The following is a 26,329-nucleotide window of genomic DNA, read 5'->3' as shown; positions in this document are numbered from 1 at the left end:
GAAGCTAAGCCTCTCAGCGCCGATGGTACTGCAAGGGGGACCTTGTGGGAGAGTAGGACGCCGCCGGACTTAACGTATGAAAGATGTGGCCATCGGCCCTCCATCGAGAATTCGCAGGGGAAACCCTCGTTCTCGGTCGGGGCCGGTGGCCATTTCTGTTTTCGCCGCCGTTCGCTCGACGCCGGCTCTGGTTCGTGATGGACTGGAGGCCGACGTCGGGTGACCGACGCGGCACCCAACACAACGACACAGCGGACGAACGCCCGAGGCACTGCACCGGGCACGCGATGAGGAGCAACGGTGGCGAACGACGACGATCAGCGGCGGAACGACGGGGACCGCGGAGATCGACCCCGGCGGGACGGCGACCGGTTCCCGCGTCGCGATGGCGCTCCGCGTCGGGACGGCCAGAGTGATGGTCGTTGGTCGTCCGGTCCTCGCGAGTTCGAGCGCCGCGAAGGCGACCGTCGTGATCGTCCGCAGGGTGGAGACCGTCCGTTCCGTGACGGCGCGCCTCGACGGGACAGCGCTCCGCGTCGCGACGGCGACCGTCCGTTCCGTTCCGGCGACCGGAACGACCGTCCGTCGTGGCAGGGCGACCGTGGTGACTCCGGCCGGCCGCCGCGCGGCGATGGTCCGCGCGGTGCCGATCGTCCGCGGCGCGATGGCGATCGTCCGTTCCGTGGTGGCTCCGACCGCCCGGCTCGTGACGGTGACCGTCCGTTCCGTAGCAGGAGCTCCGACCGTCCGCGTCGTGACGGCGACCGCCCGTTCCAGGGCGGCTCGGACCGTCCGCGCCGTGATGGCGACCGCCCGTACCGCGGTGGTTCGGACCGTCCCGCTCGTGATGGCGACCGTCCGTACCGTGGCGGATCGTCGGACCGTCCCGCTCGTGATGGCGACCGCCCGTACCGTGGCGGATCGTCGGACCGTCCGCGGCCTGATGGCGACCGTTCATTCCGTGGTGGCTCTGACCGCCCGGCTCGGGACGGTGACCGTCCGTACCGTGGCGGCTCCTCGGACCGTCCCGCCCGAGATGGCGACCGTCCGTACCGTGGTGGTTCGGACCGTGCCGCCCGAGATGGCGACCGCCCGTACCGCGGTGGCTCGGACCGTCCCGCTCGTGACGGGGACCGCCCGTACCGCGGTGGATCCTCCGACCGTCCGGCCCGTGGTGGTTCGTCCGACCGTCCGTTCCGCGGTGGTTCGTCGGACCGCCCGGCCCGCGACGGCGGTGAGGACCGTCGTCGTTTCGGTGACGGCAGCCGTCACGCCGGCGCCCGTTTCGGTGAGGCCGCGCGCGACGACTGGGAAGACCGCGACCCCTACGGCACGAAGTCGATCCGTCCGCGCCACGACGACCCCGAGATCCCCGAGGAGATACAGGCGCGCGACCTCGACCCTGCGGCCCGGATGGAGCTGAAGACCCTCAGCAAGGACAACGCCGACTGGGTTGCGCGTCACCTCGTGGCAGCTGCGCTCTTCGTCGACGACGACCCCGAGACGGCCAACCAGCACGCCCTGAGCGCTGCTCGTCGTGCCGGTCGTGTCGGTGTCGTCCGCGAGACGGCCGCGATCACCGCGTACCGCCTCGGCGACTTCGCTACCGCGCTCCGGGAGCTCCGCACCTACCGTCGGATCTCCGGTCGCAACGACCAGCTCCCGATGATGGTGGACTGTGAGCGTGGCCTGGGCCGTCCGGAGCGGGCGCTGGAGCTCGGTCGCTCGGTCGAGCGCTCGGCCCTCGACACCCCGGTGCAGGTCGAGCTCGCGATCGCCATGTCCGGCGCTCGTCTCGACCTCGGGAACCCCACAGCCGCCCTCGGTGAGCTGGAGATTCCACAGCTCGACCCGTCCACCGCCTACACGTGGTCCCCGGCGCTCTACAGTGCTTACGCGGCCACGCTCGAGGAGCTCGGTCGACAGGACGAGGCCGACGAGTGGTGGGCCCGAGTGGACCGCGCGGCAGCGGCCCTCGCCGAAATCGCGGACGACAACGCTTGGGAGACAGTTGATGTGGTCGAGGAAACGCTCGAAGTCGAAGAACACGGAGACGCCGGAGACGACGACGCCGATGACCTCGGAGCCGACGACGTCGCGACCGACGAACTCGACGGCGACGACGAATCCGCCGACGACCTCGACGACGACCTCGATGACGAACCCGCCCTCGACGACCTCGACGACGACACCTCCGCAGCCGACGAGCCCGGCGAGATCGACGACGACAACCCCCGCGACGTCGACGGCTCCGCAGCCGACTGAGCAGTCTGCGGCCTTGACCGACGGCGTCGACGTGGTCCTCACCGACCTCGACGGCGTCGTCTACCGGGGCCGCAACGCCATCCCGCACGCGGTCGAGGCCCTGACCCGGGCATCGCTCACGGCGCGGGTCGGCTACATCACGAACAACGCGTCGCGCCGCCCGATCGACGTCGCCGAGCACCTCCAGCGGTACGGGCTCGAGGTGTCCGAGGGTGACGTCGTGACCTCGTCGCAGGCCGGCGTCCAGCTGCTCGCGACCCTGGTGCCGGCTGGGTCGACCGTCCTGGTCACCGGCGGGCTCGGCCTGTCGAGCATCGTCGAGGCAGCCGGGTTCACGGTCACCTCGAGTGCCGAGGACTCCCCGGCCGCGGTCATCCAGGGCTTCTCGCCGGACCTCGGTTGGAAGGAACTGGCCGAGGCCTCGTTCGCACTGGCCGACCCGGACGTGCCGTGGGTGGCCACGAACATGGACTGGTCGATCCCGGTCGAGCGGGGCATCGCACCCGGCAACGGCACACTCGTGTCCGCCGTGCACCAGGCGGTCGGCCGGATGCCCGTGGTCGCAGGCAAGCCCGAGCGGCCGATCTTCGACACGGCCGTCGAGCGCTTCGGCGGCGGTCGGACCCTGTTCATCGGGGACCGGTTGGACACCGACATCAAGGGCGCGAACGACGCCGGTATCCCGAGCGTGCTCGTGCTCACCGGCATCGACAAGGCGAAGCAGGTGCTCGCGGCCGACCAGCGCTCGCGTCCCACCTACGTGCTCGAAGACCTCCGGGGGCTGTCCCAGCCCTACCCGGAGACGGCGCGGCGCGAGGACGAGGACGGCACCCGGTACGTGACCGTCGGTACCTCGACGGTGGCGATGCGCGGGCACGTCGTCCGGGTGCTCGATGCCGGGACGGACATCGATCGGCTCCGTGCCGGCTCGACGCTCATCTGGGAGTCCGGGTTGGCCATCTACGGCCTCGACGTGGACCCGCAGCTGTACGGCGGCGAGTAGCGTGTCGGACGTGCCGAACCCCGAGCAGCCGTCCGCCGATCCCGAGCAGCAGGACGCCTTCGCCGCGCGCACAGCCGAGGCCGAGGCCCTGCCGCTCGCTGACCGTGCCGACGCCTTCTCCGCCCTGCACGACGAGCTGCGGACGCGGCTCGAGAGCGGCGGCTCCGCGAGTGCCTGAGCCGGACGGAGCCGTGCACGACGCGACCCCGGTCCGCCTCGACGCCCTCCTCGCCGCACGCGGGCTCGCACGGTCGCGCACCGTCGCCAGCAAGCTGATCCAGGACGGCCGGGTGCTCGTGGGCGGCCGTGCCGTCCTGAAACCGTCGACGCCGATCGCGTCCGACGCGGACATCGAGGTCGACGCCGCGGACGAATGGGTCTCGCGTGCTGCCCGGAAGCTCGTCGGCGCACTCGACGCGTTCGACGTCGACCCCGCCGACCGGGTCGTGCTCGACGTGGGTGCGAGCACCGGTGGGTTCACCCAGGTGCTGCTCGCGCGCGGCGCGCGCCGGGTCATCGCGCTGGACGTGGGCCACGGGCAGCTGCACCCCACCATCGCAGTCGACGAACGCGTCGCCGTGGTCGAGGGGACGAACGCGCGGAACCTCACGCGCGCCGACTACCTGGCGCTCGACGGCGCCGCCGTCGAGACGAGCCTGGTGGTGGGGGACCTGTCCTTCATCTCGCTCCGACTCGTGCTGCCGGCGCTGGCCGAAGCCGTCCCCGCGGACGAGTTCGTGCTCCTGGTGAAGCCCCAGTTCGAAGTGGGTCGTGGCGGTGTGCGCGAGGGCATCGTGCACGACGCCGGACTCCGGAACGACGCGCTCATGAACGTGCTGTGGGCGGCGTGGGACCTGGGCCTCGGCACCAGTGGGCTCGCTGCGTCCCCGATCGTCGGGACGCACGGCAACCACGAGTACCTGGCCCGCTTCCAGCGCGGTGTCGGGGGCAATCCGACAGAATGGAGAGTCCGGGCGACCGAACTCACGGAAGGGTCTTCATGAGTGACGAACGGCACATCCTGCTCGTGTCCCACACGGGTCGCCGTGACTCGATCGACGCTGCGGTCGAGGTCTGCGACCTCCTGCACGCGGCCGGTCTCACGCCCGTCATGCCCTTCGACGAGTACGCGGACATCCGTCGTGCCGAAGCGTCGGTCGGCAAGGTCGACATCCTCGGCGTCGACGTCCAGCCGAACCAGCTCGAGATCGTCATCGTGCTCGGTGGCGACGGCACGATCCTCCGCGCGGCGGAACTCGTGCGGAACACCGGCGCTCCGCTCATCGGGGTGAACCTCGGGCACGTCGGGTTCCTGGCCGAGAGCGAGCGTGACGGCCTGTCCGAGACGGTCGAGCGCGCGCTGTCCGGCGAGTACAACGTCGAGGAACGCGTCACCCTGCAGGTCGACGTGGTCGTGGGCAACCAGATCGTCTACTCGAGCTGGGCGCTGAACGAGGCCACGATCGAGAAGGCCTCGCGGGAGCGGATGCTCGAGGTCGTGACCGAGGTCGACGGCCGCCCGCTGTCGTCCTTCGGCTGCGACGGCGTGGTCGTGTCGACCCCGACCGGCTCCACGGCGTACTCGTTCTCCGGTGGTGGCCCCATCGTGTGGCCGGATGTCGACGCGCTGCTCATGGTGCCGCTGAGCGCCCACGCCCTGTTCGCCCGTCCGATCGTCGTCGGGCCGGACTGCACGCTCGCGATCGAGGTCCTGCGGCGCACGAGCGGCGTCGGTGTCCTCTGGTGCGACGGCCGACGGACCCACGACCTGCCTCCGGGCGCCCGTGTCGAGGTGCGGCGTTCGCCCGACCCGGTGCGTGTCGCCCGCCTCAAGGACGCTCCGTTCACCGACCGCCTGGTCGCGAAGTTCCAGCTGCCCGTCGCCGGGTGGCGCGGCCCCCAGAGCGACGAGGACGACCGATGATCGCCGTGGAAGGGCGCAGCATCGCTTCCGCCGGGTCCGCCGTGGCGCAAGGAACGACGGAGGACGACCGATGATCGCCGTGGAAGGGCGCAGCATCGCTTCCGCCGGGTCCGCCGCGGCGCAAGGAACGACGGAGGACGACCGATGATCGAGGAGATCGCGATCCGCGACCTCGGTGTCATCGGTGAGACCACGCTCGAACTCGGGCCGGGCTTCACCGTCGTCACCGGGGAGACCGGTGCGGGCAAGACCATGATCGTCACGGCGCTCGGGCTGCTGCTCGGTGCGCGGGCCGATGCCGGTTCGGTGCGCCGCGGTGCGTCGAGCGCCGTCGTCGAAGGTCGCTGGCACGTCCCCGAGCAGGACGCCGTCGCCGAACGCGTCGAGGACGCCGGCGGCACCGTCGAGGACGGCGAACTCATCCTCACGCGCACGGTCTCCGCCGAGGGGCGCAGCCGTGCCACGGTGGGCGGTCGCAGTGCGCCCGTGGCGGTGCTCGGCGAGCTCGCCGACCAGCTCGTCACCGTGCACGGGCAGTCGGACCAGATCCGCCTGACCTCGGCCACGGCGCAGCGCGCGGCCCTCGACGGGTTCGGGGGAGCCTCGCTCGAGAAGGCCCTCGCCCGGTACGTCGCCGCGTACGACGCCTGGCAGCAGCACGCCGGTGAACTCGAGGTCCTGGTCCGCGACCGGGACGACCGGGTGGCCGAGGCCGAGCGGATCCGCGCGGCCTCCGACGAGATCGAGGCCGCCGACCCGCAGCCCGGCGAGGACGTCGAGCTGGCCGAGCGCGCCGAACGGTTGGGCAACCTCGAGGAGCTCCGGTTGTCCGCGGCCCTGGCGCACGAGGCGCTGTCCAGCGAGTCCCTCGACGGCGTCTCCGACGTCGTCGGCCTGGTCGAGTCCGCACGCCGTGCCGTGGAGCGCGTCGTGTCGTCGGACAGCGCCCTGCAGCCGGTGCTCGAGCAGCTCACGGAACTCGGGATCCAGGCGGCCGAGGCCTCGGCGAGCATCTCGAGCTACCTCGGTTCCCTGGAACCCGAGGCCGGGCACGACCTCGAACTCATCAACGAACGCCGTGCCCTGCTTGCCGGCCTCACCCGCAAGTACGGCGAGACGGTGGACGACGTCATCGCCTACGGACAGCGCGCGAGCGACCGGCTGCTCGAGCTCGACGGCGACGACGACCGGATCGCAGCGTTGCAGCAGTCGGTCGAGCAGGACGAGCAGGCGCTCGAGACCGCCGCCGCCGCGCTCACCACGGCGCGCACCAAGGCCGCGACCGACCTGGCGAAGCGTGTGACCGCTGAGCTGAAGACCCTGGCGATGGGTGGTGCGACCCTGGTGGTCGAGGTCACCGACGCCGGCGATTACCGCCGCCACGGCCGTGACCAGGTCACGATCCTGCTCCAGCCGCACTCCGGTACCGACCCCCGGCCGATCGGCAAGGGGGCGTCCGGCGGTGAGCTGTCCCGCGTGATGCTCGCGATCGAGGTCGTCATGGCCGGCAGCACCACGGTGCCGACGTTCGTGTTCGACGAGGTCGACGCGGGTGTCGGAGGGGCGGCGGCGATCGAGATCGGCCGACGGCTGGCGAAGCTCGCCGAGCGCACGCAGGTCATCGTCGTCACGCACCTGGCCCAGGTCGCGGCGTTCGCGAACAACCACCTCAACGTCGTGAAGGACGCCAGCGGTGCCGTCACGTCGTCGAGCGTGCGCCGGCTCGAGGGCGAGGACCGGTTGCAGGAGATGGCACGGCTGCTCTCCGGACTCGGTGACAGCGCCAGTGGCATCGAGCACGCACGCGAGCTGCTCGACGTGGCCGGCCAGCGGGCCTGACGACCAAGCAGGCGGGTACTGTCCCCGGACCCGGACCCGGACCCGGACCCGGACCCGGACCCGGACCCGGACCCGGACCCGGACCCGGACCCGGACCCGGCCACGGCCCGAGGACCCGGCCACGGCCCGAGGACCCGGCCACCCACCCGCGCAACGCCCACGGCGAACCGAGGTCGCGCCTCCCGGCAGTTCTGACGTACGATGGAATCCCGTGGCGGACACTCTCAGCGGCGGTACCAATTCTTCGATCTCGACCCCGAAGGTCACGAAGCAGATCTTCGTGACCGGCGGGGTCGTCTCGTCTCTCGGCAAGGGCCTGACGGCGGCCAGCCTCGGCAACCTGCTCACGGCTCGCGGCCTCAAGGTCGTCATGCAGAAGCTCGACCCGTACCTCAACGTGGACCCGGGCACCATGAACCCGTTCCAGCACGGCGAGGTCTTCGTGACCGACGACGGTGCGGAGACGGACCTCGACATCGGGCACTACGAGCGTTTCCTCGACATCAACCTGTCGCAGGCCGCGAACGTCACGACCGGTCAGGTGTACTCGACGGTGATCGCCAAGGAGCGTCGCGGCGAGTACCTCGGCGACACGGTGCAGGTCATCCCGCACATCACCGACGAGATCAAGCGCCGGATGCGCGAGCAGGCGCAGAACGACCCCCAGCCCGACGTCATCATCACCGAGGTCGGCGGCACCGTCGGCGACATCGAGTCGCAGCCGTTCATCGAGTCCGCCCGACAGGTGCGGCACGAGCTCGGCCGCAACAACGTGTTCTTCGTGCACGTCTCGCTGGTGCCGTTCATGAACGCCTCGGGTGAGCAGAAGACCAAGCCGACGCAGCACTCCGTCGCCGCGCTCCGCTCGATCGGCATCCAGCCCGACGCGCTCGTGCTGCGAAGCGACCGTCCGGTGTCGGAGTCGAACAAGCGCAAGATCGCGCTCATGTGCGACGTCGACGAGGACGCCGTGGTGAACGCCGTGGACGTCCCCTCGATCTACGACCTGCCGACGCTGCTGAACAACCAGGGCCTCGACCAGGTCATCGTCGATGCGCTCAGGCTCGACGCCGGTCCGGTCGACTGGACCGCGTGGACCCCGGTGCTGAAGGCCGTGCACGAGCCGAAGAAGGCCGTCACGATCGCCCTGGTCGGCAAGTACATCGACCTGCCGGACGCCTACCTGTCCGTCACCGAGGCGCTCCGTGCCGGCGGCTTCGCGCACGACGCCAAGGTGACGCTGAAGTGGGTCGTGTCCGACGACTGCACCACCCCCGAGGGGGCGGCGAAGCAGCTCGGCGACGTCGACGGCATCTGCATCCCCGGTGGGTTCGGCGTGCGCGGCATCGAGGGCAAGCTCGGCGCGCTGAAGTTCGCGCGTGAGCAGGGCATCCCGACGCTCGGCCTGTGCCTCGGCCTGCAGTGCATGGTCATCGAGTACGCCCGCCACGAGGTCGGCCTGACCGACGCGTCGAGCACCGAGTTCGACCCGGAGACCTCGACCCCGGTCATCGCGACGATGGCGGAGCAGGTCGAGATCATCGCCGGCGGCGACCTGGGCGGCACGATGCGCCTGGGCCTGTACCCGGCGTCGTTCACCGAAGGCTCGCTGGCGGCGGAGCTGTACGGAGCGCCGGAGGCCTCCGAGCGGCACCGTCACCGCTACGAGGTGAACAACAAGTACCGCGAGCAGATCGCGGACGCCGGCCTCGTCTTCTCGGGCACGTCGCCCGACGGCACGCTGGTGGAGTACGTCGAGCTCCCGCGCGACGTGCACCCGTTCTACATCGCCACGCAGGCGCACCCGGAGCTCCGCTCGCGTCCGACCGATGCGCACCCGCTGTTCGCGGGGCTCGTCGCGGCCGCGATCGAGCGCCACGAGGCGTCCAGCCTGTTCGACCCGCAGACCGAGGAGCAGGTCGCGTAAGCGTCGGTCTCCACGATCGGACGGGAGGCGCGGTGCCAGCTGGCACCGCGCCTCCCGTCCGTCTGTCGCCGCGTCAGGGGCGCGTGCTTGGATGGAGACGTGACAGACGAACCGATCGCTGACGAGTCCGCCTCCTTCGAGGTCACCGAATCCACCGTCGTGTACGAGGGCGCCGTCTGGGACGTGCGCCGCGACACCGTCGCGTACAACGGCGACTCGATGGTCCGCGAGTACATCGACCACGCGGGCGCCGTCGCCGTGTACGCCGAGGACGACGATGGCCGCGTCCTGGTCATCCAGCAGTACCGACACCCGGTGCGGCTGCGCGACTGGGAGCTGCCCGCCGGTCTGCTCGACATGGAGGGCGAGGACCACCTGACGGCCGCGAAGCGCGAGCTGGGCGAGGAGGCCGACCTCGAGGCCGACACGTGGGAGCCCCTGGTCCGCTACAACACGTCGTCGGGTGGCAGCGACGAGTTCATCCAGATCTACCGGGCGCGCGGTGTCCGGTCGACCGAGTCCGCCTTCGAGCGCGAGGCCGAAGAAGCCGACATCGTGACGCGCTGGGTCCCGCGGGCGGAGCTGCTCGAGGGGATCCTGAGCGGTCGGCTCAACAACTCGGCCCTCGTCGTCGCGACGCTCGCCGTCGAGGCCATCGAACAGCGCGGCAAGTGAGCGGGTCCGCGGGCGACGGTCTGCGCGAGCTGGTCGCCACGGGGACGTGGACGCACGAGCCGGAGGCCGCCCAGTTGGACGGCGACGTGTTCCGCGTCACCGCGGTCGAGGGCAGTGACGCCTGGCGGACCACCTCGTACGGGTTCGTGCACGACTCCGAGCACGCGCTGCTGCAGCCGACCGACGGGCCGTTCTCGGTCGAGGCGTCGTTCGTGCTCGACTACACCGAGCAGTTCGACCAGGCCGGGGTGTTCCTGCGCGTCGACGAACAGACCTGGATCAAGGCCGGCGTGGAGTTCTCGGACGGAACCCCGCAGCTCGGCGCCGTGGTGACGCGTGGGTTCTCGGACTGGTCGGTGTCGCCCGTGCCGGAGTGGGCGGGCCGGGTGGTGACCGTCCGCGCGAGCCGCGATGGCGACGCCGTGACGATCCGGGCGTGGGCCGAGGGTGACGAGTCCCGCTTGGTGCGGGTCGCGTACCTCGACCCGGACGCCGTCGTGTCCGCGGGGCTGCTGTGCGCCGGGCCGACGCGGGCCGGGCTGACCGTGACGTTCACCGGGTTCCGCGTGGGCACGCCGGACGAGGCGTTGCACTGACGGCGGGTGGCCCCGCGCCGGTTAGCCTGCTGAGGTGATGCCCCTCGACCGTGCCGCGGAGACGTACCTGCGGCACGTCGCGATCGAGCGGGGACTCTCGCAGCACACGTTGTCCGCGTACCGGCGGGACCTCGCCGTGTTCACGTCGTGGTTGGCGGCCGCTCCGGTCGTCGAGTCGGACGGTGCGGACCGGGCCGGGGGGTCCTCGGCGCTGCTGGACGTGGCACGGTTGGCACGGGCGGACGTCTCGGGGTTCGTGACACACCTGGCCACCCGACCGGAAGGTCCGCTCGCACCGCGGTCGATCGCGCGGATGCTCAGTTCGGTGCGCTCGTTCACCGCCTTCGCCGCGGGGGAGGGCTGGCTGCCGCTCGACCCCGGCACCGCCGTCCGGCCGCCGAAGGCCCCGATGCGGCTGCCGAAGGCGATCCCCGTCGAGGACATGGAACGGCTGCTCGGGGCGGTGTCCGTCGACGCCGACGACCCCGTCCAGCTGCGGGACAAGGCCCTGCTCGAGCTGCTCTACGCCACCGGTGCGCGGATCTCCGAGGCGGTGGGGCTGTCGGTCGACGACGTGACGACGCTGTCGGATGCCGACGGCGAGCTCTCGGTCGTGAAGGTCACCGGCAAGGGCAACAAGCAGCGGATCGTGCCGCTCGGCAGCTTTGCCCGGGCCGCGATCGACGCCTACCTGGTGCGCGCACGGCCGGTGTTCGCCGCACGAGGTCCGTCGACACCGGCGCTGTTCCTCGGTGCCCGTGGAGCGCGGTTGTCGCGGCAGAGCGCCTGGCTCGTGATCCAGGCCGCCGCTGCTGCCGCCGACCTGGAGGCGCACGTGTCACCGCACACGTTCCGGCACTCGTTCGCCACGCACCTGCTCGAGGGTGGTGCCGATGTGCGCGTGGTGCAGGAGTTGCTCGGGCACGCGAGTGTCGCCACGACGCAGATCTACACGATGGTCACGGCGGACATGCTGCGTGACGTCTACCAGACGGCACACCCGCGGGCGCGGCGGTAGGCGGGCCCGCGCCCGTCGTGCGGGTGCGGGTGCGGGTGCGCGACGGGCGCGTTTCGTGAGCAGAAATGGTCGGGTCGCGCCGTCGCACCCGACCATTTCTGCTCACGAAGCGCCGTGGACCGCGGCGCGCGGCTCCCGCTGCTCAGAACAGGTGGAACTGGGCCGACGCGGCGATGACGGTCGTCGTCACGGCGACGACGAGGGCGCTCGCCGAAGCGCTCCGCGCCAGGACCGCCCAGGCGCCGACGGCCCCGGGACGGACGATGCCGATGATGCCGCACGCCACACCGAGCAGCCCCGCCAGGCCCCAGGGGTTCGCGATGACCGAGACCACGGCGAGCAGCGCCGCGAGCACCGTGAACACGCAGAGTCGACGGTCGCCGGCGGTGCCCGATGCCCACGCGTCCGTCCGGATCGCGGCGGTCTGCACCGAGAACGACGGCCCCACCGGCGCGACGACGATCGGCGTGACCGGGTCAGCAGCGGCCGCGGGGACCCGTGTGGCTGCGCCCCAGGTGCGACCGTCCCACCAGCGCAGACGACGGGCGTCCTGCGGGTCCGGGAACCAGCCTGCGGCCGGCAGCGTCACGGTTGCTCCTCGAGGTGCGGGGTGGATCGACGCTCCCGAGCCTAGGAGCGCGGTCGGCCCCGCCCCAGTCCCCAGCCGGGTGTCAGCACAAGGGGGGACCGGGCTCGTGCACTACGGTCGGGGCGTGCCCTCGACGCTCGACGACTTCTGGACCGAGCGACGCCGCGAGCGTCCGAGTCTCCCGACAGCGGTGCCGGAGGCGTGGTCGTTCGGCGCGACCCCGGAGCAGGCGGACGCGCTCCTGCAGCTCGTGTTCGACGGGGTCAAGGTCGGCACGGCGTCGTCGCTCTGGGACTACGAGGCGACCGGTGACCCGCTGCCGGCAGCCGACGAGTTGAGCATCGTGACCGACGGCTCGGGTGCGCCCCGTGCCGTCATCGAGACGACGGCGGTCCGGGTGGTGCCGTTCGACCAGGTCGGCGCGGACCACGCCTGGGCCGAGGGCGAAGGGGACCGGACGCTCGAGCACTGGCGGAGGGTGCACGAGGCGTTCTGGCGCGGACACTCGGAGAACCCGCGCGGGTTCGCGCCGGACATGCCGGTCGTGTGCGAGCGGTTCCGGCTGCTCTGGCCGAACGGCTGAGACCGAACCCGAACCCGAACCCGATCCCGAGACCGAGATCGATCCGGGTCAGGCGGGGACGGGCTCCGCGTCGACCTCGGTGAACACGTCCTTCACGGCGGCGAGCAGCCGGGCGTTGAAGTCCACGCCGAGCTGGTTCGGCACGGTGACGAGCACGGTGTCGGCAGCCCGGACGGCCTGGTCGGCCGCGAGTTCCGCGACGAGCTGTTCGGGCTCACCGATGTAGGACCGGCCGAACCGGGCCAGCCCGCCGTCGAGGTGCCCGACCTGGTCCTGCCCCTCGACCTGCGCGCGGACGCCGAAGTAGTGGCGCGACTCGTCGTCGATGATCGGGATGATGCTGCGCGAGACCGAGACACGAGGTTCGCGGTCCCAGCCCGACTCGGACCACACCCGGCGGAAGCGCTCGATCTGCTCGGCCTGCAGCTGGTCGAACGGCACACCGGTGTCCTCGGTCAGCAGGGTCGAGGACATCAGGTTCATGCCCTGCTCGGCGGTCCACTCGGCGGTGGCGCGGGTGCCGGCGCCCCACCAGATGCGGTCGCCGAGCGAGTCGGACAGCGGGGAGATCGGCAGGGACCCTACCGAGCCGGTCATCTGCGGGTTGGCGTTGGCCATCGGCTCGCCGGCGATCGCGCGGCGGAACACGCTCGTGTGCGCACGGGCCATGTCGCCGCCGTTCTCGTCAGCAGCGTCGGGCACGTAGCCGAACTGCTGGTAGCCGGCGAGGGCGGTCTCGGGTGATCCCCGCGAGACGCCGAGCTGCAGTCGGCCGCCGGCGATCAGGTCGGTGGCCGCGGCTTCTTCCGCCATGTAGAGCGGGTTCTCGTAGCGCATGTCGATGACGCCGGTGCCGATCTCGATCCGGCTGGTCTTCGCGGCGATGGCGGAGAGCAGCGGGAACGGTGCGGCCTGCTGCGGTGCGAAGTGGTGGACGCGGAAGTAGGCGCCGTCGACGCCGGCTTCCTCGGCTGCGACCGCGAGGTCGATCGCCTGCACGAGGGCCTCCCGCCCGCTGCGCACCTTCGACCCCGGCACGTCACGCCAGTGTCCGAACGACAGGAACCCGATCTTTGTCATGTCCATGCGAACGCATCCGGAGGCGGGGCCATTCCGCCGCGACTACCGTGTCCGGGATGGAGGACCCCCGCCCCGCCCTCGAGGCCGAACGCGTCCGCAACGTCCGGCTGCTCGCCGAGGTCGAGCGGAGCATGCGCGACGTCAGCGACGCCCGGCAGGACGCGAACTCCGACGACGAACACGACCCGGAGGGCGCGACCCTGGCCTGGGAACGCGGCTCGCTCGGTGCGGTCCGCGACGGCGCGCAGCTGCGGATCCGCCAGGTGGACGCAGCGCTCGCACGACTCGACGACGGCACCTACGGTCGGTGCACGGTCGGCGGCGAGCCGATCCCCGAGGCACGTCTGGCCGCCGTCCCGTGGGCGGCGACGTGCGTCGCGCACGCGTGAGGGGCACGCGGCCGGTGCCGCCTGACGGCCTGGAGGCGCGGGCTGTCCCCGCCACGCGCCTCCCGGCATGCGCACCCCGCGTCCACCCCGTGCGCCGCTGATTCCCAGCCGCGCGCCCTACGTTTTCGGCATGGACGGCGACCCGAACGACCGACCCGGCGACGCCCGGGCCGACGGCACGCCGCGCCAGCGCTTCCAGTGGTTCCACCGCCTGCGCGCCTGGATCCACGCTCGGCCGCACGTGCACCTGCTCTACAAGGTGCTGGTCGGTCTGGTGGGCGGGCTGATCGTCATCGTCGGGCTGATCCTGGTGCCGCTGCCCGGACCGGGGTGGCTCGTGGTGTTCATCGGCCTGACGGTCCTGGCGAGCGAGTTCCACTTCTTCCACCGGATCATCACCTGGCTCCGGGCGCAGCTGCACCGCTTCTGGGACTGGGCCAAGCGGCACGGGCCGAAGCGCCTGCGGGATGCTGCAGACCGGGGCAAGGCCGACGTCGATGCTGCGCACACCGGTGCGGCGCGGACGGTCGGGGTGCGTGCGCGCGCTCGCGGTGCGAACTCGGCGCGACCGGGCCACTAGCGCGGCGGCACTAGTCGGCGGAGGCGACCCGGATCGAGCCGGTCGCGGTGCGCTCGATGACCTCGGCGGCGTGCTCCTCGACCTCAGCGGCGTCCGTCGACGACAGTTGCAGCACGAGGGCGACGACCGCGGCGAGCACGATCAACCCGCCGTACCCGGCGATGACCGGGACGAGACCGACCGACGGCTCGAGCAGGCCTCCGATGACCGAGGGCACCCCGAACGCCAGGTAGCTGACGACGTAGATCGTGGAGAGCAGTCCGGCGCGGTGGGTCGGGGCGGCGGTGGCGAGCAGCATCCGGAGCGGCGCCTGGAACCCGGCGCCGAAGCCGACACCGGCGATGGCGCTGCCGACGACCATGCCCGGCAGGGAGTGCGCGAACACGAACGACACGGTGACGATCGGGCCGAGCACGAGCGCGACGAGCCCGAGCAGGACCGCGCGACGGGTGTCCATCCGCTGGATCGCCAGGCCGGTCAGGGCGCCGACGCCGGTGACCACGGCGATGAGCGCACCGGCGGCGAAGTGGTTCGTGATGCCGAACACCGCGCCGAGCGCCGAGGGGACGAGCGACAGGAACATGCCACCGAGTGCCCAGCTGGCGACGAGCGAACCGGCGACGCCGCGGAACAGCCGGCGTGAGGACCGCGGCACGCTGATCGTCGGGCGCAGGGAGCGGAGTGCGCCGGGGCGACGCTGCACCTGCTCGGGGACGACGAACAGTGCGAGCACCAGCAGCACGAGGAGCGCGCCGAACAGCAGGTAGACGAGCTGCTCCGGCGCCGGACCCCACTGCACCAGGGCGCCGCTCGACATCGCGCCGGTGGCCAGGGCGATCGGCGGGATGACGCCGTTCAGCACGCCCGCCATGGTGGGGTGGCGTTCGAGGGAGTTGTCGATGAGCGCGGCGCCGAGGGCCCGATGAGCAGTCCGACCGAGACACCCTGCACGATCCGGTCGACGATGAGCGCGACGACCCCGTCCGCCATCGCGAACAGGCCGAGCGACAGCGCGACGCCCAGGCCGCCGACGACCAGCACGGGCTTGCGGCCGACGTGGTCGGACAGGCGGCCCGCGACGAGCAGGCTCGCCAGCAGGCCGGCGACGTAGATGGCGAAGACGCCGGTGAGCATGAGCGGGGTGAGGTGCCACTCGGCTGCGTAGACCGGGTAGATGGGCGACGGTACGGCCGACGACGCGACCGAGACCAGGAGCATCGCCGCCAGGATCCAGAACCCGGCGACCGAACGAGCTGACTGGTGCATGCGCACCCCTTTCCATCTCCGTGCAGTACGACTGCATTCGTACCGCACTCGAACAGTACGACGCAAGTCGTACAGCAAGCCGAACGGTGGTAGCGTCCCGTCCATGCCCGCGCACGTCGATGCTCCTGAACGGCTGCCGCAGCCGTCCGTGGCCGAGATGGACCTCCCGGTCGTGATGGACGCCCTGAGTGATCCGATCCGGCTCGCGATCCTGCACCGCTACCTGGTCGACGCGGCCGGGGGTGAGCGCAGCTGCGGCTGGGTCGGCATCGACCGGCCGAAGTCCACGCTGACCCACCACTTCCGGGTCCTGCGCGAGGCCGGTCTGCTCGAGCAGCACCTGGAGGGCCTGACCCGCGTCAGCCGCGTCCGCGTCGAGGACGTGCAGCAGCGGTTCCCCGGGCTCCTCGACCTGGTGCTCGACTGGCAGGTCCCCGCTGCGCTGCTGCGCGAGGGGATCGCCTCGTGAGCGCCGGTGCGTCCGCCGGTGCGTCCGCCGGCGTGGACGCTGTGCACACGCTGCCGTCGATCGTCGCGGACCCTGCCGTCACCGCGGCGCTCGCAGCGGACCTGACGGCGGCCGGGTTCACCGTCGACCGGCTCGACTCGCTGTGGGGCGCCGAGGCCGCCGCATCGCTGCACCGCGGTTCGCGGGTCGCCGCGCTCCGCGCGCTCGCCGCCCGCGAGACCACGCCGCTCGGCACCCTGGCGACGCTGTTCGTGCTCGGCCTGCCGGTGGCGCGGGCCGAGGCCGCCGCGGCGTTCCCGACCGCCGGGCTCGACGCCGTCATCGCCGCGGGCCTGCTGCGCAGTGAAGGCGACAGTGCCGACGTGCTCGTGCACCCCACCGTCGACCTGCGCCCCTACGCCTTCGTCGACGACCTCGGCGCCGGCAGCTGGTGGATCGTCTCCGACCTCGGCGAGCTCGCCCTCGGGCACGCCATCAGCGAGGAGCACGTCCTCGGCATCGGCGGCGCCACCACGACGCTGAGCGGCCTGCAGGTGCCCGTCCCGGTCGAGCGTGTGCTCGACCTCGGCACCGGGTGCGGCATCCAGGCCATGCACGCGCGGCGCTTCGCCGACCAGGTGGTCGCCACCGACATCTCGCGCCGTGCCCTCGACATCGCCCGGTTCAACGCCCGGCTCAACGGCATCGACGGCATCGACTTCCGGTTCGGCTCGCTGTTCGAGCCGGTCGCGGGGGAGCGCTTCGACCGGATCGTCTCGAACCCGCCCTTCGTCATCACACCCCGTCGCGAGGGCGTCCCGTCGTACGAGTACCGCGACGGCGGCATGGTCGGCGACGCCCTGGTCGAGACGGTGCTGCGCGGCCTCGAGGCCCACCTGGAGCCCGGTGGCACCGCTCAGCTCCTCGGCAACTGGGAGTACCACTGGGGCGTCGACGGCCTGGACCGCGTGCGTGCGTGGTTCGCCGACACCGACCTCGACGTGTGGGTGATCGAGCGCGAGCGGCAGGACCCGACGTCCTACGCCGAGACCTGGATCCGCGACGGCGGGACGAAGCCCGGTACGGCCGAGTTCGACACCCTGATGAGCGCCTGGCTCGACGACTTCGCGGACCGTCGCGTCACCGGCGTCGGCTTCGGCTACGTCGTGGTGCGTCGACCCCTGCCGGGAGGCCCGTCCGGCCTCCGCCGGTTCGAGCGCGTCCCCGAGACGCTCGGCTCCAACCCCGCGGGTCTCGGCGCGACGGTCGCCCGCGTCCTCGACGCGGCCGCCTGGCTCGCCGCCCACGACGACGCCGCGCTCGCCGCCGCCCACCTGTCGGTGGCCGGTGACGTCACCGAGGAGCGGTACTACTGGCCGGGCAACGACGACCCCACCGTGATGACCCTGGTGCAGGGTGGGGGGCTCGGGCGCCGGGTGGACGCGGACACCGCACTCGCGGCGTTCGTGGGTGCGTGCGACGGCGACCTGTCCGTCGCCGCGATCATCGGCGCGCTCGCGCAGATCACCGGCGTGGACGAGCAGGCGCTCGCCGCCGACCTGCTGCCGGCGGCGCGCGACCTGGTGCTCGACGGGCTGCTCGTCCCCGCCGCCTGACGATCAGGCGCGGTGGTCGCGCCAGCTGTGCTCGGGCGTGTAGCCGAGGAGTTCGCGGGCCTTCTCCGACGACAGCAGCGAGCTGACGCCGTCGATGTCCGCGCGGCGCTCGATGTCCGGCACGAAGCGTTCGACGAGCTCGATCGTCGGGGTGTCCATCACCGTGTCGGGGCTCGCGATGACGAACGCCTCGAACCCGGTGAGGTCGGCCTCGAGTGCCCGGCGGACGGCCTGGGCCCCGTCGCGGGAGTCGATGTACGACCACAGGTTGAAGGTCTTCGCCTCGGGGCTGGCGTCCCACGGGAACGCCGGGTAGTCGGTCTCGTCCATCACGTTCGAGAAGCGCAGGCCGATCATCTTCAGTTCCGGGTCCCAGCGGGTGAAGTGGCGGGCCATCTCCTCCTCGACCGCCTTGCCGAGGGAGTACGACGACTGCGGGCGGACCGCGAACTCCTCGTCGACCGGCAGGTAGGGCGGGTGGTGCTCGCCCATCGGGATGCCGAGCAGGGTCTCGCTCGACGCCCACACGACGTTCTTGATCTTCGCGGCACGTGCGGCATGGAAGACGTTGATCGACGAGGTCACGTTGTTCGTGATGAGGGCCACGTCGGGGACCTGCCCCGGGGCTGGCACCGCGGCGAGGTGCACGACGGCGTCGACGTGGTCGTACCGGTCGTCGATGCCGAGCAGGGCGTTCAGGACCTGGCCGTGGTCGGTCAGGTCGATCCGCACGAACGGCACACGCTCGGGCTTGTCGGGGGAGGGGACACGGTCGAGCAGGACCACGTCGTACCCGTGCGCATCGAGGTCGCGCACCACCGCTCGTCCGAGCTTGCCGCTGCCACCGGTCACCACTACACGCGTCATCGCGTCACTCCACATCGTCGTCGGAACACACCCTGGCGGGCACCGACCATCCTGCCCCGCCGCACCTGACGCGACCAGGCCCTGTCCGTACCCCGGAGCGTCGGGGGTGGTGGTCAGGCGGTGGGGGTGACCTGGGCGATCGCGAGGCGGGCGACGAGTTCGACGTGCTCGGCCATGTCTCGGGTGGGGTCGAAGAGCCACTGGATCTGCATGCCGTCGGACACCGCGAGCAGGACGCTGGTGAGTTCGTCGGGGTCGATGTCGGTGCGCAGCCTGCCGTCCTGCTGCATGGCCCGGAAGTCGGCGGACAGGTCGCGGCGGCTGCGGTCGTAGCGCTCGCGGAAGTACTCGTGCGCCGGGTGCTCGGCGTCGGTGGCGGCCGCGGCGGACAGGTTGACGAACATCTGCACCAGGCCCGGGACCTCGGCGTTGTGCCGCACGATCGCGGCGAGCAGTGCTGCCGGGTCCGCGGCCTGCCAGTCGTGCGCGAGGTCGAGCTCGTCGCGACGGCGGAGGATCTCGACCCAGAGCTCGTCCTTCGAGTCGAAGTAGTGCAGCAGGCCGGCCTGGGTCAGCTCCACGGCGTCGGCGATGTCCTTGATGCTCGTCCGCCGGAAGCCCTGCGACGCCACGAGGTCCAGCGCGACCGTGAGGATCTCCTCGCGCTTCGCGATGCCCTTTGCGTACGAACCCCGTCGTGCCATGGCCAGACTGTACCGCCCGCAGGAGACCCGGAGAAACCAAGCAACGGTTGGTTTTCGGTGGTACGGTGCAGGAGCTGCCAGCGCGGGCGGCGAACCCGGTGGATGGTGGGTGTGGGCGACGAGGCCCCGGCCGTCCAGGCGGCGCCCCGCGGCCCTGAACGAGAGGACCGACCACCGTGACCACCGTGAACGACGCGAGCACCGCCTCCAGTCCGTCGACGCCGCTGACCGAGCGCATCGATGCGCTCCTCGGCCAGCTGAGCACCGACGAGAAGGTGCAGCTGCTCACCGGACGTGACTTCTGGACCACCTGGCCCATCGAGAAGATCGGGCTGCGCCGGATCCTGATGTCGGACGGCCCGTCGGGCGTGCGCGGCGAGGTGTGGGACGAACGCGACCCGTCCCTGAACCTGCCGTCGGCGACCGCGCTGAGCGCCTCATGGGACCGTGCGATCGCGAAGCGCTACGGCGCCGCCGCCGCGGTGGAGGCCCGCCGCAAGGGCGTCGACGTCGTGCTCGGCCCGACCATCAACCTGCACCGGTCGCCGCTCGGTGGCCGGCACTTCGAGGCGTTCAGCGAGGACCCGGTGCTCACCGGTGACCTGGCCGCGTCGTACGTCGACGGCGTGCAGGAGAACGGTGTCGCCGCGACCCCGAAGCACTACATCGCGAACGACTACGAGACCGACCGCTTCACCGCGTCGACCGAGGTGTCGGACCGTGCCCTGCGCGAGCTGTACCTGCTGGCGTTCGAGAAGGCCGTGACCGAGGCGCACGCCTGGGCGATCATGTCGTCGTACAACGCGATCAACGGCGTGACGGCGTCGGAGAACGACCTGCTCGAGACCCCGCTCAACTCGGAGTGGGGCTTCGACGGCATCGTCGTGTCCGACTGGACCGGGGTGCGTTCGGTGGACTCGGCGAAGGCGTCGCAGGACGTCGCGATGCCCGGGCCGAACCCGTGGTGGAGCGAGGGCCCGCTGCTCGCCGCCGTGCAGTCCGGCGAGGTGCCGATGGCGGCGATCGACCGCAAGGTCCGCCGGATCCTGACGCTGGCTGCCCGCGTCGGCGCGCTCGAGGGCTTCGAGCCCGTCGCCGCGTCGCCCGTGCACGTCGAGGACGGCATCGCGTTCGTGCGCGAGGCCGAGGCCGAGGGCACGGTCCTGGTCCGCAACACCGGTGTCCTGCCGCTCGACGCCCCCGCCGTGTCGCGCATCGCGGTGATCGGCCACAACGCCGACCAGGCCCGCACACAGGGCGGTGGCTCGGCCACGGTCGTGCCGTCGCAGGTCGTGTCACCGCTGGACGGCATCCGTTCGGCCTTCCCCGGCGCGAGCGTGGACTACGCGATCGGCGCCGTCGTGCAGGAGGGCATCGCGGAGTTCCCGCTGTCCACCATCACGAACCCCGGCACCGGGGAGCCCGGAGCCCGGGTCGCCTTCGTCAAGGACGGCGAGGAGCTGTTCGTCGAGGACCGCCGCGCGACGGCACTGTTCTGGTTCGGCGGCGACGCCCCGACCCGCGAAGCCGACCGGCTCGACATCACCACCACCTACACGGCCGAGTCGACCGGGACCGTGCGGTTCGGCATCGGCGCGGCTGGCCGGTCACGCATGTGGATCGACGGCGAACTGCTGCTCGACGAGGACGTGCCGTTCGAGGGCGACCAGCTCGGTGCCGCGTTCCTCAACCCGCCGGCGCGGTCGGTGCCGGTGTCGGTGACCACCGGCCAGCAGGTCGCGATCCGCATCGAGTACGACATCGTGCAGGACGAGACGCTCGGCGGGGTGCTGGCGTACCAGTTCGGCACCGAGCCGTCGGACGACGACCCCGCCGTGCTCATCGAGGCCGCAGTGGACGCCGCCCGTGGTGCGGACGTCGCCGTCGTCGTGGTCGGCACGAACTCCAAGGTCGAGTCCGAGGGCTACGACCGCTCCTCGCTGGCACTGCCCGGCCGCCAGGACGACCTGGTGCGCGCGGTCGCCGCGGCGAACCCGAACACGGTCGTCGTCGTGAACGCCGGATCGCCGGTCGAGATGCCCTGGCGGAACGACGTCGCCGCGGTGCTGCTGACCTGGTTCGGCGGGCAGGAGTACGGCAACGCCCTGGCCGACGTGCTGACGGGGGCGCAGGAGCCCGGCGGCCGCCTGCCCACCACGTGGCCCGTCGCGATGGCCGACGTCCCGGTGCTCGACGTCACCCCGGTCGACGGGAAGGTCGCCTACGACGAGGGTGTCCACGTCGGTTACCGGGCCTGGCTCCGCGCCGGCACGGAGCCGGCGTACCCGTTCGGCCACGGCCTCGGCTACACCACGTGGTCGATCGAGGGCGTCTCCGCGACCCCGACCGTGCGCGAGGGCGACGCCGTCATCGTCACGGCGACCGTCGCGAACACGGGCGCCCGCGCCGGCAAGCACGTCGTGCAGGTCTACGCGTCCCGTGCGGAGTCGGCGGTCGACCGCCCGGTGCGCTGGCTGGTCGGGTTCGCCCCGGTCCGGCTCGCTGCGGGCGCCTCGACGGAGGTCTCGATCGAGGTCCCGGCGCGAGCCTTCGCCCACTGGGACGGCTCGTGGCAGTACGAGTCGGGGACCTTCACGTTGCACGTCGGCGCCTCGGTCTCCGACGACGCCGGAACCGCGTCCCTCGAACTGGAGTGACGAAGTCGTCCGGTTTCCGCGCAGCTCCCAACTCCATTCAGTAACATCTATGTGCGCGAGTCGGCTGGTTACCGTCCGCGCACGCACCGACTACGGGGTCGCTGGGTGAGTGACTCGGTCTCCTGATCCGGCCGTTGTTGCCCTGGCCTCCCCGGTGCGTCCCAGAATGCGTCCCCGCGTCCGCGCGGGGACGCATTCGTCGTTCCGGCCCCGATGCGCACCGGTGAACCGGTTGCCGCACTTCGTCCCGGTTCGGAAAAACGAGTGACACTTGGTCAACTTCTTACGTCCCAGGTGCGCGGAACGGTGTGACAAACCGCTCGGTAGGTGGAACGATGGGTGCACCATCTCGTGCGGATCAGGGACGAGATGGTCATCCGGCCGGGCTCTCGGGCCTCACCAACTCGATCAGAGCCCCGCCGGATGCCCTTGACTCTCGGTGGTGCTGCGGCGGCGGGACCGCAGGTGGTCGAGCCCGCGGCGCCGGCTCTCAGGCCCGCGGCACCGGCTCTCAGGCCCGCAGCGCCGGCCCTCAGGCCCGCAGCGCCGGGGCGATCTCCTCGGCCACGATGCGCAGGATCCGCTCGTGTGCCGCACGGTCGCCGTTCGCCGGCAGGGTGATGACCAGTTCGTCGGTGGCGGTGACCGCCGGGTCGGCGAGCAGGGCGTCGACGATGGCCGCCGGTTCGCCGGACACGACCTTGCTGAACCGGAACGGCGGGGTACTCGAGAGCGGCCGGCCCTCGTCGTCCATCCCGGAGGCGTACCCGGTCAGGAACTCCTCGTGCACGGCGCGGTCGTGGTCGTCGAGGAGCGGCACCACGATCCGGCCCACGGCGACCTTGGACTCGCGCTGCGGGTGTAGCTCGGCGAACCGCTCGCGGTAGGCGACGATCTGGTCGGCCTGCGCCTGGGCGAACGGGGCGCCGGTGTCCTCGGTGTTCAGGGTCGAGCAGTGCAGCAGGAGGCCCTTCTCGGCCGTGCGGACCGCCGTGCCCATGCTGCCGCCGCCCCACCACACTCGGTCGCGCAGGCCCGGGCTGAGCGGCTGCAGGGTCAGGTCGGCCCCGGCGGGGATGCTCTCGTAGCCCTTGCCAGCACTGCCCAGGGGCTCACCCTGCAGCACCTCGAGCAGCCGTGCGGCGCGGGTTTCGGCCTCGTCGCGGAAGCTGCGGTCGACCGTGCCGAACACCGGGTCGAGGATCGGGCCGTACCCGGCGATGCCCGTGCTGATGCCGAGTTGCACCCGGCCACCGCTGAGGAGGTCGACCGTGCTGGCGTCCTCGGCCAGGCGTACCGGGTCCTCGTAGCGCATGCCGAGCACGGCGGTGCCGAACGCGATGGTGCTGGTGCGTTGGGCGGCGGCCGCGAAGAAGGTCATCGGGCTCGTCAGGTACGGCTCGAAGTGCCGTCCGCGCACCCAGCCCGTCCCGTAGCCGAGCGACTCGGCGGTCTCGAACAGGCGCAGGCCGTCCTCCAGGGCGCCGGCGGCGCCGTCGGTGCCGCCGTGGTTCGGGACGAAGGAGAGGAAGCCGAGTTCGCGCATGTCGCGAGTCTATGCGCACGTATCGAAATGCGCCTGGGTCGGCGACGGGGCGGACGGGAGGCCCGTGGCGGCGCCGCCACGGGCCTCCCTTCCGGCACATGCGCACCTGGGAGGATGTGTACATGACCGACGTCACCACCGTGCCCCCGCTCGTCGCCGCGATCCCGGCGGCGGTGGACGGCGTCGTCGACCCCGACGAGGTCTACGAGGCCTTCGCGGCCTGGGCCGCCGAGGGCGGCCGGCCGCTGTACCCGGCGCAGGACGAAGCGGTCATCGAGCTCGTGTCCGGCGCGAACGTCGTGCTGAGCACGCCGACCGGCACCGGGAAGTCGCTCGTCGCGGCCGGCGCGCACTTCGCCGCGCTCGCCGAGGGCAAGCGGAGCTACTACACGGCGCCGATCAAGGCGCTGGTGTCCGAGAAGTTCTTCCAGCTCGTCGAGCTGTTCGGTGCGCAGAACGTCGGCATGGTCACCGGTGACTCGAGCGTCAACGCCGACGCCCCGATCGTCTGCTGCACCGCCGAGATCCTGGCGAACCTGGCCCTGCGGCAGGGGCCGGACGCCGACGTGGACGTCGTCGTGATGGACGAGTTCCACTTCTACGGCGACCCCGACCGAGGCTGGGCGTGGCAGGTGCCGCTGCTCGTGCTCGAGCGGGCGCAGTTCCTGCTCATGTCCGCGACCCTCGGCGACGTCACCACCATCGCCGACGACCTGTCCCGCCGGACCGGTCGGCCCACCGCCCGCGTGACCGGTGTCTCGCGACCCGTGCCGCTCGAGTACCAGTACGTGATGACGCCCGTGCAGGAGACGGTGGAACGGCTCCTCGAGGAGGGCAAGGCGCCGATCTACATCGTGCACTTCGCCCAGGCCGCCGCACTCGAACGGGCGCAGTCGCTGATGTCGGCGAAGGTCGCCTCGCGCGAACGCCGCGACCAGATCGCCGACGCCATCGCCGGCTTCCGCTTCAGCGCCGGGTTCGGACAGACCCTGTCTCGCCTGATCCGGGCCGGCATCGGCGTGCACCACGCCGGCATGCTGCCGAAGTACCGACGACTCGTCGAGCAGCTCGCCCAGCGCGGCCTGCTGCCCGTCATCTGCGGCACCGACACCCTGGGCGTCGGGATCAACGTGCCGATCCGGTCCGTGCTGTTCACCGGGCTGACGAAGTTCGACGGCACGAAGATGCGCCAGCTGTCCGCGCGGGAGTTCCACCAGATCGCCGGCCGCGCCGGACGTGCCGGCTACGACACCGAGGGTGACGTCGTCGCCGAGGCACCCGAGCACGACATCGAGAACGCCCGCGCCGTCGCCAAGGCCGGCGACGACCCGAAGAAGAAGAACAAGATCAAGCGGAAGAAGGCGCCCGAGGGCTTCGTGTCCTGGGGTCAGGCGTCGTTCGAGCGGCTGATCGCGGCCGAGCCGGAGCCGATGGTCTCGCGCATGCGGATCACGCACGCGATGGTGCTGTCCGTCGTCGCCCGTGGCGGGGACGCCTTCGCGGACGTCCGGTCGCTGGTCTACGACAACCACGAACCGCGCTCGCGGCAGCTCGCGATGGCCCGGCGGGCACTCGTCATCGCCCGGACCCTCATCAACGCGCGGGTGATCGAGAAGGTCGACGGCGCCTACCGCCTGACCGTCGACATCGCGCCGAACTTCGCGCTCAACCAGCCGCTGTCACCGTTCGCGCTCGCCGCGTTCGAGTTGCTCGACCCTTCTTCTCCCACCTATGCGTTGGACATGGTCTCGGTCGTCGAGGCCACGCTCGACGACCCGCGGGCGATCCTGTCGCAGCAGCAGTTCAAGGAGCGTGGCGAGGCCGTCGCCCGGATGAAGCAGGAGGGGATCGAGTACGAGGAGCGGATGGAACTGCTCGAGGAGATCACCTGGCCGAAGCCGCTCGACGAGCTGCTGACCGCCGCCTACGAGGCGTACGCCGCCGAACAGCCCTGGGTGCTCGACTTCCAGCTGTCCCCGAAGGCCGTCGTCCGTGACATGTACGAACGCGCGATGACCTTCGGCGACTTCGTGCGCTTCTACCAGCTCACCCGCTCCGAGGGGCTCGTGCTCCGCTACCTGTCCGACGCGTACCGGACCATGCGGCAGACCATCGCCGAGGAACAGCGGACCCAGGAGCTCGACGACCTGATCGAGTGGCTGGGCGAGGTCGTCCGGCAGACCGACTCCTCGCTCGTCGACGAGTGGGAGGCGCTGCTCAACGGCGACGTCCTGCTGGCCTCCGAGGAGCACGAGGAGATCGCGCCGCCGCAGCCCGCGCGACTCACCGGCAACCCGCGGGCGTTCCGGGTGCTCGTGCGCAACGCCCTGTTCCAGCGGGTGCTGCTCGCCGCGGCCGACGACATCGACGGGCTCGGGGAACTCGACGCGACCGTCGGCTTCGACCGGTCGGCGTGGGACAACGTGCTCGAGGAGTACTACGAGGAGCACGACAGCATCGGCACCGATGCCGACGCGCGCTCGATGCAGTACCTGGTGCTCGACGAGAGCGGTGCCACCGCATCACCCCGGGTCTGGAAGGCGCGGCAGATCTTCGCCGACCCCGAGGGCGACAAGGACTTCGGCTTCTCGGCGACGATCGACCTGGACGCCTCGGACGAGGTCGGCGAGGCCGTCGTGCGGGTCACCGAGATCGGACGGTTCGACGGGTGGGCCGAGGTGGACGTCGACTGATCGGCGCTGGGGTTGTCGGACGTGTACCGTCTCCGGCACCACCCCCACCCGAGAGGACTGCGCA

At 71.5% G+C, this 26,329-nt stretch carries 24 protein-coding genes; 17 read left to right on the top strand and 7 right to left on the bottom strand.

The genetic code is table 11. The features are described 5' to 3' along the window. Positions 1-1,413 precede the first annotated feature (1,413 nt). From HQQ79_RS15045 to HQQ79_RS15000, 10 genes are all read left to right on the top strand, one after another. Positions 1,414-2,265 carry a hypothetical protein gene (locus tag HQQ79_RS15045; protein WP_051596930.1) on the top strand — a complete coding sequence of 284 codons (852 nt, stop codon included), beginning with the start codon at positions 1,414-1,416 and terminating at the stop codon, positions 2,263-2,265. 13 nt (positions 2,266-2,278) lie between these two features. Continuing rightward, positions 2,279-3,268, top strand: a complete 990-nt coding sequence (locus HQQ79_RS15040; protein WP_173035286.1) for an HAD-IIA family hydrolase — start codon at positions 2,279-2,281, stop codon at positions 3,266-3,268. Positions 3,269-3,278: 10 nt separating this feature from the next. Beyond that, on the top strand, positions 3,279-3,446 hold the full coding sequence (locus tag HQQ79_RS15035) for a hypothetical protein (protein WP_155896846.1): 168 nt from the start codon (positions 3,279-3,281) through the stop codon (positions 3,444-3,446). Next, positions 3,439-4,272 carry a TlyA family RNA methyltransferase gene (locus HQQ79_RS15030; protein WP_173035283.1) on the top strand — a complete coding sequence of 278 codons (834 nt, stop codon included), beginning with the start codon at positions 3,439-3,441 and terminating at the stop codon, positions 4,270-4,272. The genes HQQ79_RS15035 and HQQ79_RS15030 overlap by 8 nt, the downstream gene beginning before the upstream one ends. Next, positions 4,269-5,192, top strand: coding sequence for an NAD kinase (locus HQQ79_RS15025; protein WP_071245131.1), 924 nt, complete (start codon positions 4,269-4,271; stop codon positions 5,190-5,192). The genes HQQ79_RS15030 and HQQ79_RS15025 overlap by 4 nt, the downstream gene beginning before the upstream one ends. A 144-nt stretch (positions 5,193-5,336) precedes the next feature. Beyond that, a complete protein-coding gene (gene recN, locus HQQ79_RS15020) occupies positions 5,337-7,031 on the top strand; it encodes a DNA repair protein RecN (RefSeq protein ID WP_173035281.1) in 1,695 nt (564 codons plus the stop codon). A gap of 211 nt (positions 7,032-7,242) precedes the next feature. After that, positions 7,243-8,958, top strand: coding sequence for a CTP synthase (locus tag HQQ79_RS15015; protein ID WP_367948109.1), 1,716 nt, complete (start codon positions 7,243-7,245; stop codon positions 8,956-8,958). Positions 8,959-9,057: 99 nt separating this feature from the next. Then, entirely contained in the window at positions 9,058-9,633 is a 576-nt protein-coding gene (locus HQQ79_RS15010) for an NUDIX hydrolase (protein WP_173035279.1), read from the top strand. Then, the gene (locus tag HQQ79_RS15005) at positions 9,630-10,229 is read left to right on the top strand and encodes a DUF1349 domain-containing protein (RefSeq protein ID WP_111057955.1); all 600 of its coding nucleotides are present in this window, start codon (positions 9,630-9,632) and stop codon (positions 10,227-10,229) included. Before HQQ79_RS15010 ends, HQQ79_RS15005 begins: the two co-directional genes overlap by 4 nt. A 37-nt stretch (positions 10,230-10,266) precedes the next feature. Then, complete coding sequence (locus tag HQQ79_RS15000; protein WP_173035277.1) at positions 10,267-11,247, top strand: site-specific tyrosine recombinase XerD; 981 nt, start codon at positions 10,267-10,269, stop codon at positions 11,245-11,247. A 142-nt stretch (positions 11,248-11,389) separates the two neighbouring features. On the opposite strand, the gene HQQ79_RS14995 is transcribed toward HQQ79_RS15000, so the two are convergent. Beyond that, positions 11,390-11,836: a DUF2510 domain-containing protein gene (locus HQQ79_RS14995; protein ID WP_173035275.1), complete on the bottom strand. Its 447-nt coding sequence runs from the start codon at positions 11,834-11,836 to the stop codon at positions 11,390-11,392. A 124-nt stretch (positions 11,837-11,960) separates the two neighbouring features. Between HQQ79_RS14995 and HQQ79_RS14990 the strand changes: the two genes are divergently transcribed. Next, on the top strand, positions 11,961-12,419 hold the full coding sequence (locus HQQ79_RS14990) for an ASCH domain-containing protein (protein ID WP_367948108.1): 459 nt from the start codon (positions 11,961-11,963) through the stop codon (positions 12,417-12,419). A 48-nt stretch (positions 12,420-12,467) separates the two neighbouring features. Here HQQ79_RS14990 and HQQ79_RS14985 read toward each other — a convergent pair whose 3' ends face one another. Next, complete coding sequence (locus tag HQQ79_RS14985; RefSeq protein ID WP_173035270.1) at positions 12,468-13,505, bottom strand: LLM class flavin-dependent oxidoreductase; 1,038 nt, start codon at positions 13,503-13,505, stop codon at positions 12,468-12,470. A 50-nt stretch (positions 13,506-13,555) separates the two neighbouring features. Here HQQ79_RS14985 and HQQ79_RS14980 point away from each other — a divergent pair, with 50 nt between their 5' ends. Both HQQ79_RS14980 and HQQ79_RS14975 read left to right on the top strand, forming a co-directional pair. Continuing rightward, entirely contained in the window at positions 13,556-13,888 is a 333-nt protein-coding gene (locus HQQ79_RS14980) for a TraR/DksA C4-type zinc finger protein (protein WP_071245122.1), read from the top strand. Between the two features lie 130 nt (positions 13,889-14,018). After that, positions 14,019-14,468, top strand: a complete 450-nt coding sequence (locus tag HQQ79_RS14975; RefSeq protein WP_173035268.1) for a TIGR02611 family protein — start codon at positions 14,019-14,021, stop codon at positions 14,466-14,468. Positions 14,469-14,478: 10 nt separating this feature from the next. Here the strand turns inward: HQQ79_RS14975 and HQQ79_RS14970 are convergent, their stop codons facing one another. Together HQQ79_RS14970 and HQQ79_RS14965 are read right to left on the bottom strand one after the other, a co-directional pair. Then, complete coding sequence (locus HQQ79_RS14970) at positions 14,479-15,330, bottom strand: hypothetical protein (RefSeq protein WP_173035266.1); 852 nt, start codon at positions 15,328-15,330, stop codon at positions 14,479-14,481. Next, complete coding sequence (locus tag HQQ79_RS14965; protein ID WP_173035264.1) at positions 15,324-15,734, bottom strand: MFS transporter; 411 nt, start codon at positions 15,732-15,734, stop codon at positions 15,324-15,326. The genes HQQ79_RS14970 and HQQ79_RS14965 overlap by 7 nt, the downstream gene beginning before the upstream one ends. Before the next feature lie 103 nt (positions 15,735-15,837). Between HQQ79_RS14965 and HQQ79_RS14960 the strand changes: the two genes are divergently transcribed. Both HQQ79_RS14960 and HQQ79_RS14955 read left to right on the top strand, forming a co-directional pair. Continuing rightward, the gene (locus tag HQQ79_RS14960; RefSeq protein WP_071245119.1) at positions 15,838-16,203 is read left to right on the top strand and encodes a helix-turn-helix transcriptional regulator; all 366 of its coding nucleotides are present in this window, start codon (positions 15,838-15,840) and stop codon (positions 16,201-16,203) included. A 41-nt stretch (positions 16,204-16,244) separates the two neighbouring features. Continuing rightward, a complete protein-coding gene (locus HQQ79_RS14955) occupies positions 16,245-17,798 on the top strand; it encodes a methyltransferase (RefSeq protein WP_173035366.1) in 1,554 nt (517 codons plus the stop codon). A gap of 3 nt (positions 17,799-17,801) precedes the next feature. Here HQQ79_RS14955 and HQQ79_RS14950 read toward each other — a convergent pair whose 3' ends face one another. Beyond that, on the bottom strand, positions 17,802-18,665 hold the full coding sequence (locus HQQ79_RS14950) for an NAD(P)-dependent oxidoreductase (protein ID WP_173035262.1): 864 nt from the start codon (positions 18,663-18,665) through the stop codon (positions 17,802-17,804). 113 nt (positions 18,666-18,778) lie between these two features. Beyond that, on the bottom strand, positions 18,779-19,369 hold the full coding sequence (locus HQQ79_RS14945; RefSeq protein ID WP_027465935.1) for a TetR/AcrR family transcriptional regulator: 591 nt from the start codon (positions 19,367-19,369) through the stop codon (positions 18,779-18,781). 176 nt (positions 19,370-19,545) lie between these two features. On the opposite strand from HQQ79_RS14945, the gene HQQ79_RS14940 reads away from it, so the two are divergent. Continuing rightward, positions 19,546-22,026 carry a glycoside hydrolase family 3 C-terminal domain-containing protein gene (locus HQQ79_RS14940; protein ID WP_173035260.1) on the top strand — a complete coding sequence of 827 codons (2,481 nt, stop codon included), beginning with the start codon at positions 19,546-19,548 and terminating at the stop codon, positions 22,024-22,026. Positions 22,027-22,558: 532 nt separating this feature from the next. Here HQQ79_RS14940 and HQQ79_RS14935 read toward each other — a convergent pair. Beyond that, a complete protein-coding gene (locus tag HQQ79_RS14935; protein ID WP_173035258.1) occupies positions 22,559-23,572 on the bottom strand; it encodes an LLM class flavin-dependent oxidoreductase in 1,014 nt (337 codons plus the stop codon). 122 nt (positions 23,573-23,694) lie between these two features. Here HQQ79_RS14935 and HQQ79_RS14930 point away from each other — a divergent pair, with 122 nt between their 5' ends. Next, positions 23,695-26,265: an RNA helicase gene (locus HQQ79_RS14930; RefSeq protein WP_173035256.1), complete on the top strand. Its 2,571-nt coding sequence runs from the start codon at positions 23,695-23,697 to the stop codon at positions 26,263-26,265. Positions 26,266-26,329 lie beyond the last annotated feature (64 nt).

This window comes from Curtobacterium sp. VKM Ac-2852 (assembly GCF_013205045.1).
GTDB lineage: Bacteria > Actinomycetota > Actinomycetes > Actinomycetales > Microbacteriaceae > Curtobacterium > Curtobacterium flaccumfaciens.
This window is presented reverse-complemented; position numbering and strand designations above follow the sequence as displayed.